The 17,668-nt window shown below is 32.4% G+C and carries 16 protein-coding genes; 7 read left to right on the forward strand and 9 right to left on the reverse strand.

Features of this window, described 5'->3' with window-relative positions:
• Window positions 1-5: 5 nt before the first annotated feature.
• Window positions 6-497 (reverse strand): TIGR02444 family protein, encoded by a 492-nt coding sequence (locus tag KFE69_09195; protein UTW41679.1) that lies wholly within the window; start codon window positions 495-497, stop codon window positions 6-8.
• A gap of 21 nt (window positions 498-518) precedes the next feature.
• Window positions 519-2,270 (reverse strand): gamma-glutamyltransferase, encoded by a 1,752-nt coding sequence (gene ggt / locus KFE69_09200; GenBank protein UTW41680.1) that lies wholly within the window; start codon window positions 2,268-2,270, stop codon window positions 519-521.
• Window positions 2,271-2,450: 180 nt separating this feature from the next.
• Between ggt and KFE69_09205 the strand changes: the two genes are divergently transcribed.
• From KFE69_09205 to lipA, 3 genes are read left to right on the forward strand one after another with little or no spacing between them, the layout of a single operon-like run.
• Window positions 2,451-2,774 (forward strand): DUF493 domain-containing protein, encoded by a 324-nt coding sequence (locus KFE69_09205; protein UTW41681.1) that lies wholly within the window; start codon window positions 2,451-2,453, stop codon window positions 2,772-2,774.
• Window positions 2,774-3,445, forward strand: a complete 672-nt coding sequence (lipB, locus tag KFE69_09210) for a lipoyl(octanoyl) transferase LipB (protein UTW41682.1) — start codon at window positions 2,774-2,776, stop codon at window positions 3,443-3,445. Before KFE69_09205 ends, lipB begins: the two co-directional genes overlap by 1 nt.
• On the forward strand, window positions 3,433-4,395 hold the full coding sequence (gene lipA, locus KFE69_09215; protein ID UTW41683.1) for a lipoyl synthase: 963 nt from the start codon (window positions 3,433-3,435) through the stop codon (window positions 4,393-4,395). The genes lipB and lipA overlap by 13 nt, the downstream gene beginning before the upstream one ends.
• Here lipA and KFE69_09220 read toward each other — a convergent pair whose 3' ends face one another.
• The 3 genes from KFE69_09220 to KFE69_09230 all read right to left on the reverse strand — a co-directional run bounded on the left by KFE69_09220 (window position 4,396) and on the right by KFE69_09230 (window position 6,827).
• Window positions 4,396-5,184, reverse strand: coding sequence for a hypothetical protein (locus KFE69_09220; GenBank protein ID UTW41684.1), 789 nt, complete (start codon window positions 5,182-5,184; stop codon window positions 4,396-4,398).
• A gap of 183 nt (window positions 5,185-5,367) precedes the next feature.
• On the reverse strand, window positions 5,368-6,243 hold the full coding sequence (locus tag KFE69_09225; protein ID UTW41685.1) for a hypothetical protein: 876 nt from the start codon (window positions 6,241-6,243) through the stop codon (window positions 5,368-5,370).
• Window positions 6,244-6,410: 167 nt separating this feature from the next.
• Window positions 6,411-6,827, reverse strand: coding sequence for a DUF962 domain-containing protein (locus tag KFE69_09230; GenBank protein ID UTW41686.1), 417 nt, complete (start codon window positions 6,825-6,827; stop codon window positions 6,411-6,413).
• A 214-nt stretch (window positions 6,828-7,041) separates the two neighbouring features.
• On the opposite strand from KFE69_09230, the gene KFE69_09235 reads away from it, so the two are divergent.
• The 4 genes from KFE69_09235 (at window position 7,042) to clcA (ending at window position 11,931) form a co-directional block, all read left to right on the forward strand.
• A complete protein-coding gene (locus KFE69_09235; GenBank protein UTW41687.1) occupies window positions 7,042-9,264 on the forward strand; it encodes an NADP-dependent isocitrate dehydrogenase in 2,223 nt (740 codons plus the stop codon).
• A gap of 2 nt (window positions 9,265-9,266) precedes the next feature.
• Window positions 9,267-9,986, forward strand: coding sequence for an SDR family oxidoreductase (locus KFE69_09240; protein ID UTW41688.1), 720 nt, complete (start codon window positions 9,267-9,269; stop codon window positions 9,984-9,986).
• Window positions 9,987-10,071: 85 nt separating this feature from the next.
• Window positions 10,072-10,536, forward strand: a complete 465-nt coding sequence (locus tag KFE69_09245) for a hypothetical protein (GenBank protein ID UTW41689.1) — start codon at window positions 10,072-10,074, stop codon at window positions 10,534-10,536.
• 18 nt (window positions 10,537-10,554) lie between these two features.
• Complete coding sequence (gene clcA / locus KFE69_09250) at window positions 10,555-11,931, forward strand: H(+)/Cl(-) exchange transporter ClcA (protein UTW41690.1); 1,377 nt, start codon at window positions 10,555-10,557, stop codon at window positions 11,929-11,931.
• On the opposite strand, the gene KFE69_09255 is transcribed toward clcA, so the two are convergent.
• The 4 genes from KFE69_09255 to KFE69_09270 all read right to left on the reverse strand — a co-directional run bounded on the left by KFE69_09255 (window position 11,909) and on the right by KFE69_09270 (window position 17,550).
• A complete protein-coding gene (locus KFE69_09255) occupies window positions 11,909-13,486 on the reverse strand; it encodes an APC family permease (GenBank protein ID UTW41691.1) in 1,578 nt (525 codons plus the stop codon). The genes clcA and KFE69_09255 overlap by 23 nt on opposite strands.
• Window positions 13,487-13,820: 334 nt before the next feature.
• Window positions 13,821-15,020, reverse strand: a complete 1,200-nt coding sequence (locus KFE69_09260) for a hypothetical protein (protein UTW41692.1) — start codon at window positions 15,018-15,020, stop codon at window positions 13,821-13,823.
• A gap of 244 nt (window positions 15,021-15,264) precedes the next feature.
• Window positions 15,265-15,825, reverse strand: a complete 561-nt coding sequence (locus KFE69_09265) for a GNAT family N-acetyltransferase (protein ID UTW41693.1) — start codon at window positions 15,823-15,825, stop codon at window positions 15,265-15,267.
• Window positions 15,826-15,882: 57 nt separating this feature from the next.
• A complete protein-coding gene (locus tag KFE69_09270; GenBank protein ID UTW41694.1) occupies window positions 15,883-17,550 on the reverse strand; it encodes a patatin-like phospholipase family protein in 1,668 nt (555 codons plus the stop codon).
• Window positions 17,551-17,668: the final 118 nt, after the last annotated feature.

A 17,668-nucleotide genomic window follows, 5' to 3' on the forward strand; every position in this document is an offset into this window, starting at 1 on the left:
CTCAATTATATTGCCAAATTAATTAAACGCTCAATTAGATTATCATAATAATTAATATTATTGATATTAAATAACCATTTTAAATACTGTTTAGCTAATAAAGAATTAATTTTTATTTCAGTCTGTTTAAACTTACTTGCCAATTGATATAATTTTTGTTGCTGCAACGCTTCTGACTCTAGTTCAATCTGTAATAAGTTTTGATAAAACATATCTGGATACTGAGACTGATTTAGTTTGACACTTTTACGAGCTTTGCGTATTACCTTGGTTATATTTGATTGCATTACTTCAACTGATTTAATAATATCTTGAAATTCATTTGGCTGTAGCTGAATATCAACATAAGCTAACCATAGTGCAAATAAGATACAATTAATATTTAAATCATATTGTTCTTGCAAGTTTATTAATGCTGACTCTATCTGCTTATTTTTATATAGCTTTAATGAAAATTGCCAAAATGGGTTATTCACTTCATCTAATATGCTAGACATAGTTAAAATCAACTTAATACATTAATGTTTAAAATCATTATCACCTTCTGCTAAAGCGCCTGCTCTTCTTGGGTCTCGTGCACCATAAAACATATCATCTTGATAGGAAACAGAGTTTGCTGAGCCCATAGCTGCATCTAATACTACCTGATGCCCCATTTTTTCTAAAATTTTAATCGTATCTGGGCTTATTCCTTGTTCAATCTGAATTTGATCAGGCCAAAGCTGGCTATGAACTCTTGGTGTATTTACAGCGCTTTGAAGATTTAAATGATGCGTAATCATATTTAAAATTACTTGTAAGGTTGTCGTAATGATTCGGCTTCCACCAGGCGAACCAGTCGCTAGAAATGGTTGATTATCTTTAGTAATTATAATTGTCGGTGTCATCGAGCTTAAAGGGCGCTTTCCTGGCTCTATACTATTTGCTTTTCCTTGAACTAGTCCAAATGAATTGGCTACGCCAACTTTAGCAGTAAAGTCATCCATCTCATTATTTAAGAAAAATCCTAAGTCCTTAACAATAATACCATTTCCATAAGAGTAATTTAAGGTATAGGTATTTGAAACCATATTACCGTCATGATCAACGACACTAAATTGTGTTGTTTGATTACTTTCATTATTAATTACTTTAACATCTGAAATCTTATTACTTGGAACATGTTTATCATAATTGATTTGCTTTCTAATGCTATCAGCATATGATTTTGATACTAAATGCTCAACTGGATTATGAACAAAATCTGGATCACCTAAATCACTATTACGATCGTTATAGGCATAACTTTCAGCTTCTGTCATTAAATGAATACTCTCTGCACTATTTAAACCAAACTTTTCTAAATCAAACCCTTCCAAAATGTTTAATAACTCAATTAAAGTAACACCACCTGAACTTGGCGGAGGCATAGAATAAATCTTATAACCTTTATAAGTACCTTTAACTGGTTCTAACTCTTCAGCATGGTATGATTTAAGGTCAGCTAGTGTAATTAAACCACCATTGGCTTTCATATCTTTAACTAAGATTTTAGCCGTTTTTCCTGTATAAAAATCATCACCATTGGTATCTCTAATACGTTTTAATGTTTCAGCTAATTGTTTTTGAACTAACCACTGCCCTGCTTTATATGGTTGGTTATTTTTATTTAGAAAAATCTTTCGTGTTTCTGGATGTCCAAATAGCCAGTCTTTTGCATCACTTAATGATTCTGCCATTGGATAAGAAACTTCAAAACCATTCTCTGCCAAATCAATTGCCGGTTGAATGACCTCTTTTAATGATAACTTACCGTATTTTTTCTCAGCTAATATTAAGCCTTTAACTGTACCAGGCACACCACTTGCTTTATAAGTTCCAGAGATTAAGTCTTCATCAACATTACCATTTTTATCTAAAAACATATCTTTTGTAGCTGCCATTGGCGCTTTTTCACGGTAGTTAATCGCAATGGCTTTTTTCTTATCATTTAACCAAATTAACATAAAGCCACCACCACCAAGATTACCTGCTTTTGGCATTGTAACAGCTAATGCAAAACCAACTGCTACTGCAGCATCAACGGCATTTCCACCTTTATTGAGAATCTTTGCTCCAACATCAGTTGCTATAGATTCTTGAGTTGCAACCATACCATAATTACTTTCAATTGGATGAAATCGCTCTGGTGACTCTTGAACCGGTTGCCAATAAGCTGCTAATACTGAAATAGGTAGATTTAAGATTATTACAACAATAAATAGTTTGACTAGTTTTGATTTCCAAATCATTGACTAAAATCCTTTAAATTGATCCGTTAATGCTTACTAATTTACTACGCTTATTACACATAGCAACTACAAATTAAGAAAATATCCACAATACTGGTATTTCAAAGTAATTTACAGTACCATTTAGATCATCAATAAATACATTATAGATATAATCATAAATAACACTGGTGTTTTAAAATGACAGAAGATAATAAAAACCACAATGGAGCTGATAACAGTAGTGAAAATGGCAAAGAAAATACTACCGATACATTGCTAGAATTTCCTTGCCGTTTCCCAATCAAAATTCTCTGCAATCCTAATAAAGGTATAGAAGAATTTGTTATGAAAACATTACATGATCATGTAGAAGATAATAAGTCGATAGATTTATCAGTTAAAGAAAGTAAAAATGGCAAATATATTTCTATTACTGCTATTTTTACTGCTACAAGCAAAGATCAACTAGATACACTTTATACCCTTTTCTCTAAAAAAGATGATGTACATATGGTTTTATAATGAATCAGCTAACTAAAACAATACAAGTTCAATCATTAGGCTTAAAGCCTTATGAAACAGTATTACATGACATGCAATCATTTACGCGTAATCGCGATGATAAGACACCAGATCAGTTATGGCTAGTTGAACATGAAAAAGTATTTACTCAAGGCCGTCATGGCAAAGGTAAACATATTTTATCAACTGGCGATATTCCAATTGTACAAACTGACCGTGGTGGACAAGTTACTTATCATGGACCTGGACAGGCCGTTGTTTATTTTTTAATTGATTTAAAACGCACCAAAATTGGCATCAAAAACCTAGTCTGTCTAATTGAAAAATCAGCCATTGAGATGTTAAAGCAATTTGGTATTGAAAGTCATTTACAGGAAAATGCACCGGGGGTTTATGTCAATGACCAAAAAGTATGTTCTCTTGGTTTACGTGTTAAGCAAGGGCGAACCTATCATGGCTTAAGCATTAATGTTGATATGGATTTATCCCCCTTTAAATTGATCAACCCTTGTGGGTATAAAAATCTTCAAATGGCAGAAATTAAACAGTTTAAAGCTGATATTACATTAAATGAAGTTTATAACGTTTATACAAAAATATTTAGTGAAAAATTTAATGAGGCAGTCAAAGCTAAAGTTGCAAATGTGGGAGTTGATGCATGTCTATCATAAAAACAACCGTTGAAGAAAAAAATAAATACGCGAAAGATAAACTCTCTCGTATCCCTGTAAAAATCCAAGCTAAAAAACCAACCCTTCGTAAACCAGATTGGTTAAAAATTCAATTACCAAAAGCAAGTTCTGGTGGCGTCTCAGGTGTTAAAGATATTCTACGCGAAGGTCGATTGGCTTCTGTTTGTGAAGAAGCATCTTGCCCTAATTTACATGAATGCTTTAATAAGGGTACTGCAAGCTTTATGATTATGGGTTATAAATGTACACGTCGTTGTAGCTTTTGTGATGTTGCTCATGGACGCCCTGATGCCTTAGATCAGCAAGAACCTGAAAATTTAGCCGATGCAATTTCAAAAATGAACTTACGTTATGTTGTTGTTACATCGGTTGATCGTGATGATTTACGTGATGGTGGTTCAGAACACTTTGCTAAATGTATTCAAGCAATTAGAGAAAAAACACCCAATGTTAAAGTTGAAATTCTAACACCTGACTTTAGAGGTCGCATGGATGTAGCCTTAGAAAACTTATCTAAAATGCCACCTGATGTATTTAACCATAACTTAGAAACTGTGCCTCGTCTTTACAAAGCAGCTCGCCCTGGCTCTGACTATCAATGGTCACTTGATTTACTTAAACGCTTTAAAGACCTTTTCCCAGAAATTCCAACTAAATCAGGCTTAATGGTTGGTTTAGGTGAAACTGATGAAGAAATCATTGAAGTAATGAAAGATATGCGTAAACATAATATTGATATGCTTACTATTGGCCAATACTTACAACCAAGTATTTATCATATAGCAGTTGAACGCTATGTCTCACCTGAAATATTTAGAGAATATGCATCAATTGCAAAAGAGCTAGGTTTTAAACATGTTGCCAGTGGACCTATGGTGAGATCTTCTTATCATGCTGATATTCAATTTGAAGGTGATATGATTGCTTAATCAACCATACGGATTAACATAAAAACTAGAGTTACTACCCTCTTTAGTCACCCATGGGCATGCCGTATCATTCGATTCAGTTTGCTTACAAGAAAAAATTAAATTCTCATCCTGCCTTGTAAAACCAATTGAACTTGGACAGCTAACAATACCTTGTAATACCTTACATTCTTTTGTTGTTTTAGAAAATGAAATAATATATTTTTTAGTATAATCAAGCGTAACACGCCCTGTAACTTCTTCTGTAGGAACTACTTTACCATAACCATCCATAACCTTTATATCACCTAACTTTAAGCTAACTGGTATAAATTGATCTTCAGCGCCTGGTTTAATATTAATCTCTGCATACAAATCCATATCACCATTGCCTTTAGATTTTGTATCTAAGCAATTATTTCCATCACAGGTTGCTTTTGTTAAAGCTAGTACATTACTTTCACCACTAATGGTTGTATACCAACTACTATCTTTAGTATGTCGCCATTTAATCGTAATTTTTTGAGTTTGACCATTAACATCGACTGTGCCATCAAGATCTAATTTTTTTGTACCGTTATAACAATTTGTAGCAAATTTATTTTTATCTTCAAACTTGAATGTTTTATCTGAATTAGCTGCAATTGTCATTGGTAAATCATCAACATCATAAAGACATTTTTCATAAGACTTTGAAATGGTTATTGAATATGGCATATGATTGGAAATTTTAAATTTATAATCTGCAGAAGCATAGAGCACACTGATATTACATAAACCTAAGGTTAAAATACTTATAACTAATTTCATTGCACAACACCCACTTATAAAAATTATAATAAGTCTACTATATAAAAAGAACGCAATGAAATCAATTACAAAATAATCATATATAAATTAACAATATTGCTTTTATTAAATATTTCAATAAAGCTTATTTTCAATAGTTCATTTGAACTATAGCATCTTAATCATTGTAGTTGAATATTTTTATCACCAAGAATGAATACCAACATGCTGAAGATTATTTTCTTGAGATAATATTGTCCATGGACAACTAGTATCGTTTTTATCCTTTTGTTCACAAAAAAACAAGATAACACCACCACTTTTTATTTCTGGAGGTGTTTTTTTAGGACAATGAGTTGTACCACCATCCATATAACATTTTTTAAATCCAATACTACTTGGGCACTGAATAATACCTTGGTTAATAATGCACTGCAGTTGAGATTTTGAAAAAGAAATAATATATTTTTTAGTATTATCTAATATCATTTCACCCCTAAATGGATCTTTAGCTATAATATCTCCGTAACCATCAGTAATTACTACTGTCCCTAATTGAAGACTATTTAACTTTATTTCACTAGCACCACCAGGAGCTATTCCAACGTTTAAATTATTATAAAATTGATTGCCGCTGCCATCTCTATAAGTACGATTTAGACAGTTATGTCCACTACAAGTAGCAGTATTTAATGCTAAATATTGGCCAGGATTAGAGGAGAATTTAGTTCCCCAGTTACTCTGACCTCCACTTCTTTTCCATTCAACATCAATAGAAGTACTCTGACCACCGGCATACATCGTTACTTTAAATCTCAACCATTTATCTTGATCATTACACCCTGAACCAGGCAAAAAAGTAACTTTATTACTATCTTTAATATCAAAACTTCTGCTTTGGTGTTCAGGAATCGTTAAAGACAAACTTTTAACTTCATGTACACACCCATCATCTATTTTAGATATTGTAATTTGATGGTTTGTACTATTGTGTATATTAATATTATGCCATGCAGATGCATAATTATTTGAAAATAACAAACTCAATATTAAAAATGTAAATACAGATTTTAAATTCATATATAAGCAACCTCTTGACAAAATGAAGTTTATTATAATCATCAGATCAATAATTAAACATTAGGAAAAAGGAAATAAAATTTATTAACCAAAAGTTAAAGATAGAACAAGTTATTATTTATAAAAGATAAATATTGATTTATTTTTTTACCCGAGCAAACAATTGGTTATTTATTCTTCTTTAAAAATAATTCATTGGCAATCCACAATGGACCAATCAATAAAAATTGCAAGTCTTGAAAAAATGAAGGCTTTTTACCCTCAAGTTTATGACCAATAAATTGCAAAATCCAACTAACGACAAAAATAATAATACAAATACCAAGTCGGTTAGTCATCAAAGATATAATTAATAGCATAACTATTGAGGCAATAAACATAATAACGCCTAAGGGAATCGACAAGCGTAGATAATAAATTACACCAAAAAGTACAACTACGGCAGATAAAAACGGTGTAATCGCCCAAAGAATGCCTAAAATTGAAAACATAATTAACGGCACACAAATATAATGAATCCGTTTATTAATTTTATTTTGATGACTTTGTGCATAAAGCGCTAACCACTCTTCTAATGAACGCATCACTCACCTTTTTATTAAAATCTATATAAATCATCTGATTATACTTTAGCATAAAAAATTCTAATCAACCATTTAGATTTTTTAAATCTGCAATTCTTAATATCATGCTAGATCGTTTGCGTAATAGCGCTTGACTTTGATATGATATCAACACAAATATTAATGCACTTATTTGTGCGGTTTTGAATAAACATTTAGAAGGAATTGATTCACTATGAATGGCTCAAAAATTATCTATACACATACTGATGAAGCACCAGCATTAGCAACTTACTCTCTACTTCCTATTGTTAAAGCTTTTACTAAAGAAGCTGATATTAATATTGAAACAAGAGATATTTCACTTGCTGCTAGAATCTTAGCACATTTCCCAGAATATTTAGCAGAAAACCAAAGACAGTCAGATGACTTAGCTGAACTTGGGCAATTAGCAAAAACACCAGAGGCGAATATTATTAAATTACCTAATATTAGTGCCTCAATCCCGCAACTAACTCAAGCAATTAAAGAGCTACAAAGCCAAGGCTATGCTGTGCCTAATTATCCAATCGATGCAAAAACAGATCAAGAAAAAGAGATTAAAGCACGTTATAGCAAAGTATTAGGTAGTGCAGTAAATCCTGTGCTACGAGAAGGTAATTCTGATCGTAGAGTAGCTGATGCAGTTAAACAATATGCCAAAGCACACCCCCATTCAATGGGTCAATGGTCTCCTGATTCAAAATCTCATGTAGCCCATATGACTGAAGGTGATTTTTATGGTAGTGAGCAATCTGTTATGGTTGAGCGTGCTTGTAGTGTTAGCATTGTACTTGAAACACAATCAAATAATACAATTACATTAAAAGACAATATTACACTAACTGATAGTGAAGTGATTGATTCTTCTGTCATGAGTAAAAAAGCATTGGTTAACTTTTTTGAAACCCAAGTTAAAGATGCAAAAGAAAAAGAAGTATTATTATCATTACACTTAAAAGCAACGATGATGAAAGTCTCTGACCCTATTATGTTTGGGCATTGTGTTAAAACATGCTTTAAAGAAATATTTGATAAATATGCTGATACCTTTAATCAATTAGGCATTAATCCAAATAATGGCTTAGGTGATATTTATACTAAAATTAAAACCTTACCTAATGGTCAATGCGAAGCGATTGAAGCTGATATTCAAAAAACTTATGAACATCATCCAGCATTTGCTATGGTTAATTCAGATAAAGGCATTACTAATTTTCACGTGCCAAGCGATGTAATTATTGATGCATCAATGCCTGCTGCTATTCGCTCATCTGGCCAAATGTGGGGACCTGATGGTCAACTACACGATATGAAAGCAATTATTCCAGATCGTTCATATGCATTGATTTATCAAGAAGTCATTGATTTTTGTAAAACACATGGTGCATTCGATGTAACCACTATGGGTAATGTTTCAAATGTTGGGCTTATGGCACAAAAAGCTGAAGAATACGGCTCACACGATAAAACATTTGAAATCGTTGAAGCAGGTACAATCAAAGTCATTGATGATCAAAATCAAACACTGATGTCACATCATGTTGATGAAGGTGATATTTTCCGTATGTGTCAAACAAAAGATATTGCAATTAAAGATTGGGTTAAATTAGCAATTACTCGTGCTAAAGCAACTGGTAATCCAGCTGTATTTTGGTTAGATGAAAATAGAGCACATGATGCAAACTTAATTAAAAAAGTAAATACTTACCTTAATGATCATGATACAACTAGTTTAGAAATTAAAATTCTTGCACCTGTAAATGCAATGCATTATACACTTGAGCGTGTTAAAAATGGCCAAGATACAATTTCAGTTACTGGTAATGTACTACGTGACTATTTAACTGATTTATTCCCAATTTTAGAATTAGGCACATCAGCAAAAATGCTATCTATTGTACCACTTTTAGCTGGTGGTGGCTTATTTGAAACCGGCGCAGGTGGTTCTGCACCTAAACATGTTCAACAATTATTAAATGAAGATTATCTACGTTGGGATTCTTTAGGTGAGTTTCTAGCCATTGCTGTTTCATTAGAAGATTTAGCATCAAAAACGAATAATCAAGATGCTAAGGTTTTAGCAGAAGCTTTAAACCAAGCAAATGCAAAAATACTAAATAATAATAAATCACCTCAGCGTAAGCTCGGCACAATAGATAACCGTGGCTCTCATTTTTATCTTGCACTTTACTGGGCTGAAGCACTGGCTAATCAAGATCAATCCATTAAATTAAAAACTGTATTTAGCCCTGTTTATGAAAAGCTATCTGCTATGGAAGATCAAATTATTACAGAACTAAATGCAGTTCAAGGACACTCAGTTGATATTGGTGGTTACTACCACCCTAACCCATCTAAAACTGAAATCATTATGCGCCCAAGCCAAACTTTTAATGAAATCGTTGATGGGATTTAATCATGAAAAAATTAGTTGTTATTACAGGCGCCTCTTCTGGATTTGGTGCAAGTATTGCAAAGCAATTACACAAATTAGGTCACCCTTTATTACTAATTGCCAGGCGTATTGAAAAATTAGAGGCGCTTAAACTTGAAAACTCAATCTGTGCACAAGTTGATATTACCAATAGAGAAGCATTTGAAAGTGCAATAAGAGATGCTGAAGCAATCTATGGTAAAACTGACTGCTTAATTAATAATGCAGGCGTTATGTTACTTGGCGGTATCGACACACAAAATAACAATGAGTTTCAACAAATGTTTGATGTTAACGTTAATGCCTTACTTAATGGTATGCAAGTTGTCTTATCTGATATGAAAGCACGCAATGAAGGCACGATTATTAATATTAGTTCAATTGCTGGTCGAAAAACATTTCCATCTCATGCAGCTTATTGCGGTACAAAGTTTGCCGTTCATGCAATTAGTGAAAATGTCAGAGAAGAAGTTGCAAAAGATAATGTCCGTGTTATTACCATTGCACCGGGCGCAGCTGAAACTGAGTTATTAAGTCATACAACCTCTGATGAAATTAAAGAAGGTTATAATCAATGGAAAGAAGAGATGGGTGGTGTATTATCTGCTGAAGATGTGGCTAATGCCGTTGTCTATGCTTACCAACAACCTCAAAATGTCTGTGTCAGAGAAATTGTCATTGCTGCAACAAAACAACAGCAATAGAAGTGATTCAAGCGCTTCACACTATTGACCTAATTTTACCCTTAAGCGTATGATATCAGTAACTCATTAAATAGGTTTCACAAATATGAAAAAATTAATTCTATTATCATCAACATTTATTATTTTATGCGCATCAAATACGCTATATGCTTCAGCTAATTCTACCAAAGAAGTTGAAACAGTATGGACACCTACATTTTATGCCATTCAACCAAGAGTTGATGTTAAAAATCCTGTATCAATGAATTTTTGTTTAACGCATACACCGAATACACTGCAAACTACAATTTCACAAATCAAACAAGGTGTTAAAGCTGAAAATGGTGTTTATATTAAATATCTTTCTTATTCAACTACACATAAACATGGTTTAGGGTTTAATACCGTTAATGCCGAAGTTTGGACAGTTGATGCTAAAGGTAATAAAACCTGGAGCTCTCCTATGTGGGAGTACCAACAAAATTTATCAGATAATGGTGTCACTAATGTTGTCTGGGCAACGAATGAATGTAAAGGTAAATTTATTGGCGTACCTAATGTAATTAAATAATCTAAAGCGGTTTCATGGATGAACAAAGAACATTACCCTAAAAAAATCTTACAATCGACTATCTATGGTGGCATTACTGGTATTATCATTGGCGTTATTGGTGCCTTATTCCAGTTATGTATTCATTGGATTTCTCAAGGGCAGCAAGCTGCTTTTGCTGCATTAAAAGATTACTGGTTTTTAAAATCTCTAGTTGCTGTAATCTTAACAACAAGCTTATTAAGTTTATCACTTCTTATTGTTAGACACATTGTACCAGAAGCTTCTGGCAGTGGTGTCCAAGAAATTGAAGGTGTTTTAGAAAATAAGCGACAAATGCGTTGGTGGCGTGTATTACCAGCTAAATTTTTTGGTGGTATTTTATCGTTATCGAGTGGCTTAGTATTAGGTCGAGAAGGCCCTACCATTCAAATCGGTGGTGCGATTGGTCATTTAGTTAGACGTTTATTTAAACTTGATAAAGAATATGCTCATATTCTAATTGCAGCTGGCGCTGGTGCTGGTCTTGCCACTGCATTTAATACACCCTTAGCTGGTATATTATTTGTCATAGAAGAAATGCGCCATCAGTTTAAATATAGCTTTCAATCATTACAAACCGTTATTATTACCTGTGTAGTAGCTGACATTTTCTTACAAATTATCCTTCAGATGGGTGGCTATAATATTCGTCAAATGATGGATATTGATATGACAGCCTATCAGTCATTGCCTTTATCTAGTCTTTGGTTATTTATTATTTTTGGCGTTATTTTTGGTGCATTTGGTACTATCTTTAATAAATATTTAGTTTACTCATTAAACTTCTTTGCTAAACGCGATGGTTTTAATTTCTGGAAATGGATTATTTTAATCGGTGTTGCAACTGGGTTATTTTTAGTATTCTTTCCTGAAGTGATTGGAGGTGGTTATAATGTCATGCCAAAAGCTTTACACGGAAACTTTACATTAACCATATTAATTGTTTTATTTGTATTACGTTTTGCAACGACTTTAATCAGCTATGGTACCGGTGTCCCCGGCGGTATTTTTGCACCTATGCTGGCACTAGGGACTATTTTTGGCATGTTTTTTGGATTAATTGCGCATTATTTCTTCCCTGAACTTATTGTTCACCCCCAAGTCTTTGCTGTAGCTGGTATGAGTGCATTATTTACCGCAACAGTGAGCGCGCCTTTAACTGGTATTGTACTTGTTGTTGAAATGACAATGAACTATGCATTAATTTTACCACTTATTTTGACTTGTTTTAGCGCAACAATTACAGCAATTTTTATGGGTGGCAGTCCAATTTATAGTACATTATTAACACGAACATTAATCTTAGCCAAACGTAAAAAGCTTTATTTGAATTATAAGAAAAACTCTAATTTTATTGATAAGCCATCACAGTAGTTACTTTCTGTAAATTTCTTTGATTCACCATCGTAAAATATGAAATGCTATACACAATAATAAATGCTAATAATGCATATGCATTACTTGAGAACTCACCAGCTTCAACCATATAACTAAATGGTATACTAACGGCTAAATATAGAAAGATTGACCAAGATGAGCCTATTGCATTAATAATTTTAGATACGCTACCTTTATAGTAACTAACTGCATACACAGCAAATAATATTAAATGTACAGCCAATGCAAGTACAATTGCTTTAACTGTTGCCTGTATCATTAAATAGGAAACAACTAAAAATATTACATAGCTTAAGCTAATACCAAATGGTACTTTAAATGCACGTTTTCTATCTGGTTCTGATTTCCTTAGTTTTACAAGTGCTACTGGAATTGCAATACAAGAAATTAATTGAAATACAGTCACCATAATCATAATATTCTGCCAGTTCTTAGAGAAGAAGACCATAACTACACCAATAATGAAAACCGCAATTAAAGATCGCCTGGATAAATTATATTTTTCTATAATATGATTAAAAAATGATGGTAGTTGCTTATCCTGTGACATACCTGTAATCATTCTAGCACTAGAACCCATATACAAAGCACCTGTCCCAGATGGACTAATCGCAGCATCAGCATATAAAATCCAAATAATACCAATATTAATACCAACTAAACCTAAGAGCTGAGCCAATGGTGATGAGAAAATTTGTAGATTCTGCCAGCCATTGGCAACCAACTCTTGAGGCATTGCACCAATAAATGCAAATTGAAGAATCAGATAAATGATTAAACAAACTAATACACAGCCTATTAATGCTAATGGAATATTTCGTTTAGGATTTTTTAACTCCGAACCGAAAATAGCAATCATACCAAAGCCATAGAATGAATAAAATATACCTGCTGTTACAACCGTTGTAAATGCAGCACCAATCATTTGACTATAAGAATGATGAAAACCTGACAGTGAGAAGTTGGATAAATGAAACTCTCCATTGTAACCAGTATAAATAATTAAAATTAAACCAACTGCGAAAGGAACAATAAGCTTAATGAAAGTGATAAAGTTATTGACTTTAGATAATAGTTTTAACCCCCAAAAGTTAACTAAACCATAAATAATAATCATGAATACAACTGCAATAGAACCACTAATAGATAAGTCTCCCCCAACCATTAAAGATGGATATACACCACTTAGGTATTGAATTGTCGCTGCTGCTTCTGATGGAATAACTAGAATCAGTCCCATTAAGTTTGAAATGGCTACCACAAATCCATAGTCACTGTTTTTATGGGAAATAGTTAATATCCTTGCAAAAAATGCCCGCTCCTTATACATTGTTGCCATTTCAGCTAATAATAAGGCCAATGTTAATGCAACAAAAGCACCTATAATCCAAGATAAAAATGCCATTGAACCAACTTCTCTTGCAGCATTATAAGATGCAAATAACCAACCACTACCAATAATACAGCCTACCCCGATTGCAATTGCTGAGAACAATGCTGGAGCTTTCACTTTGTCAGAACTTATCGCCATGCAACACCCTTTTTGATAATTTTACTTCATAAAAAATTATAAAAATTAATAACTTAAATACATTAGAATATCTATAAAAATATAAACATAATTTATACGTACAATTCATACCATATACAAAAAATGGCTAATAGACAACATATATTATTTATAAAATTGTATATAATTAAATTTTTCAATTTAGTTCTTAAATTTATAATATATTGTATTTAGTACTATTTTTATTATTGATCAGTCATAGATGTTGGCAATAGGAGATTTTGATATTACAATGGAATTACTGTAAAAAAAGATGATGATAAATATAAAGATCGTATCTAATTATATTTTAGTTTTATGAAGGCAAAACAGCTAGAGTTGTACCATCTTCACTTATAGAAATTTGTTCTCCACTAGCTCCATTAATTGTATTTCCTTGTTGCTTCCAGCTAGTATTATCAAAAACAAAACTTTTAGCTGAACCATTTGAACTTATTGCAAGTTCAGAGCCATTGCCACTGAGTGATACAGACATTCCAAAATAGGCTCTACTATTTTCACCAGTAAAAACACCTATTTGATCCCAATTCGCACCATTCCATCCATAGACACGAACTTGGCCACTATCTTTTCCATTGGAATCATTTAAAGGTGCTCCAATAGCTAATCTCTTACCATCTGCACTTAATGAAACTGAGCTACCACTCTGGTCAAGAGGTGCTTTACCATCAATATCCATACCTAATTGATTCCAATTTGTACCACTCCACTCATAGACACGAACTTGACCACTATTTATTCCATTGTCACTATTTTTAGGAGCTCCAATAGCTAGTCTCTTACCATCTGCACTTAATGAAACTGAATAACCGCTCTTATCAAGCGCTGCTTCACCATCAATATTCGTACCTAATTGATTCCAATTTGTACCGCTCCATTCATAGACGCTAACTTTACCACTATCTTTTCCATTGTCATTATTTCCAGGTGAACCAATCGCAACTCTCATGCCATCTGCGCTTAAAGAAACTGAGTAACCACTCTGATCACCACTTGCTGGATGATTTTGTGGCATATTGTTACCAACTTGAATCCATGAACTTGATCCACCATCATATTCATAGACACGAACTTGACCGCTAGAATTTCCATTGTCATCATTTCTAGGTGAACCAATTGCCACTCTCATTCCATCTGCACTTAATGAAACTGAACGACCATTTTCATCATATGCAGCTTCTCCAGGAATGGCCGAACCTAGTAGTCTCCATGAAGTATCATCACCAGTATATTGATAAACATACACTTCATTAGCACTAATCGCACCAACAGCTAGAATCATACCATCAGAATTTATTGAAATAGAGTTACCATGTCGGCCAATTGATTTATCAATTGCAATTACACTCCCATGAGTAGTCCATAAATTAGTTTCTTGATTAAACTGATATACACATGCTTGCTCTTTATTTACATCACAATTTTGAACACCATTTGCTATCAAACCAGCAGGCAATGAAGCCACTAGAGAGATAAATAAAGCTATTTTTTTCATTATTTTCACCTATATTGTTGTTAAATATTTTTATAATTATTTAGATATTTAAGTGATAGAGTATACATAAAACTAAAAACAATAAAAGTAATATTTTATATTTTTTTTATATTTTAGCTTATTTTTTATATATATTTTTAATGAAAAATATCTCACATACCCTATTTTTGGGTGACTTTAAATATTTCGGACAAATTGACCAAGTGATCTAACAATCTTTTGATTTACCTTCTAAAAAATAAGATTATTTTATATGTTGTTTTAAGTAATCATTCTTATAAATTTCATAAAGTACATGTTTTGATAGTGGATTTTTCGTATCGATTTTAGGATGATTAAAATCATTTTTATAATCATAGGTCATGCCAATTTTTTCCATTACTCTACGTGAATTTAAATTATCTTTCACAGTAAAAGAAACAATTTTTTCTAAGCCTATTTTATTAAAACCAAATTCTAACATAGCATAAGCTGCTTCAGGCGCATAACCATTACCCCAACACTGAGAACCTAACCGCCAGCCTATTTCTACTGCTGGCGTAAAATGGGCTTGAAAACCTACTGTTAATAAGCCAACAAAGCCAATCATTTCATTTGTCTGCTTTAAAATAACAGGATATAAGCTAAAACCATGATCATTATGATGCTGTTCTAGTCGACCTATTAGCCAAGCAGTTGTATCTCTATTACCAATAGATGGGAAATACTTCATAACTTTTAGATCTTCATTAACCTTCGTCATTGGTGATATATCATCAATTTGCCAAGTTCTTAAGATTAAACGTTGAGTTTCTACAATTATCATTTTGATTTATTTCTTTATTTACTATTAACATGATCATAGTAACATAAATAAAAAACACTATTCAAAACGACTATATAATGCTTCATACTCAACATCATGTTCAACATTAATAAATCGACTATAAAATAATGACTTTGGATCATCATGCGCTTGCTGTTGGCTTAAAAAGTTATTTAAATGCTCAACCGTAAACTTGAACTTAAAATCAGTAATATCTTCTTTAATATCTAATACTGATTGAAAAACTTTTTTTATCTCTTCGTTTGTATAAACTGTATTAAGTGTTTCAATTAATGTTGATGCTGAACGTGTGGTGGCTTTTAATGAATTTGTTCTTCTATCTAGTAAACTAAAATAGACAAAATTATAAGCTAGTTGTTTTAGTTGAGGTATCTCTAATTTTCCTAAATCAGCACAAAATGAAAATAAAATTTTAGCCTTGGTATTTTCATATGGATGTACACCAAAATAAGATAACCATGTTGCTTTACGTTCATAATTTTTGAAGAAGTGATAAGCAAACTTTCTAAATTCATAAATTAAATCTGTTTTAACAAAATCATGATTAATCAGATAATCATTTGTTGAAAAATAACCTTCATAGTATAAATGCTCTTTTCGTTTTAAAAGCCCTTCAAAATCCCTTGCTTCAAGACTTGTTTTCATTTGAACTGTTTGTAATTGATAGTATTTTTGAATGTTTTTATAACCTTGCTCTGCTTCAATTGTACATAATTTTGGCGTTTGTATATTAGCTAACCAAGGCGCTACATTGTTTAATATAAAACGTGCAAGCCATCCTGGCGTATATAAATGTTTAGCTTCTGAATGTAATGCTTTATGTACTGGGTCACTTTCTTGCTCACTAAATGCAAAAACTAGTCTTTGTTCTCTGTGGTGTTGTTCTATTTCTTCGTCAATTAATGAACTTTCCTCATCCAATGATTCAACATCTGATAATATTTTTGTTTCTGCTTCTGTTGGAATATTTTCATAATAACCGCCATCAATATACTCTATGCCATTAATAACCATTGGTCTTAAAACAACTGGTAATGACCCTGATGCTCTTGCGGCATCTGCAATACTTACATCTGGTGTTAGTAGAGCATTAAAGTATTGAACCTTTCCTGTTAGTCTTTCAACAGCAGTTAATGTTAAATCTTTAAATCTACTTTTATCAAACTGTCGTAATATTGCCAAATCATTAAATGTTAAGTCATCATCTTGATCAATTTTTTGTGATATTTTTTTTAATGACATGAATTTATCTGGTTGTGATTGTGCTAAATGATCAAATGGATGTTCTTTAAAATACATTTTGACATTAGTACGAATGTTAACTTGTAAAAAGTTATGCATTGGTACGCCATTTCTTTCAATACCATACCAACTGGTTTTACTACCTAATAAATGCTCAAAATTTTGCCCCATTGTAACTGTTTGCAGGCGATGAGGACTCATTCCAGTAGCCATTAGTGCTGCAGTCATGCCTCCAATAGAAGATCCAGTTATAGATTTTACTTTTTTATACATACCAGCATCTTCTAATGCTCTAAATGCACCAACATAAACACCACCTCTAACTCCACCACCACTTAATATTAATCTTGTTATACTTTGCCTAGCTGTTGCATCAATTAACCCTTGATACCCAGACTGCCTAACATAATTTGCTGTTTGATATGAACTTGCATAGAATAAACTACTAAACCATCCACCCATATGTGTATCCTCCCTAATTACAGCACAAATAAAATTTTTAGTTTATTATTTCATCATAGCTAATTTCATAGATATTAATATAACAATATTGTAACCAAATATGATAATTTAAATATCT

The sequence above is a fragment of the bacterium SCSIO 12844 genome, from assembly GCA_024397935.1.
Lineage (GTDB): Bacteria > Pseudomonadota > Gammaproteobacteria > Francisellales > Francisellaceae > M0027.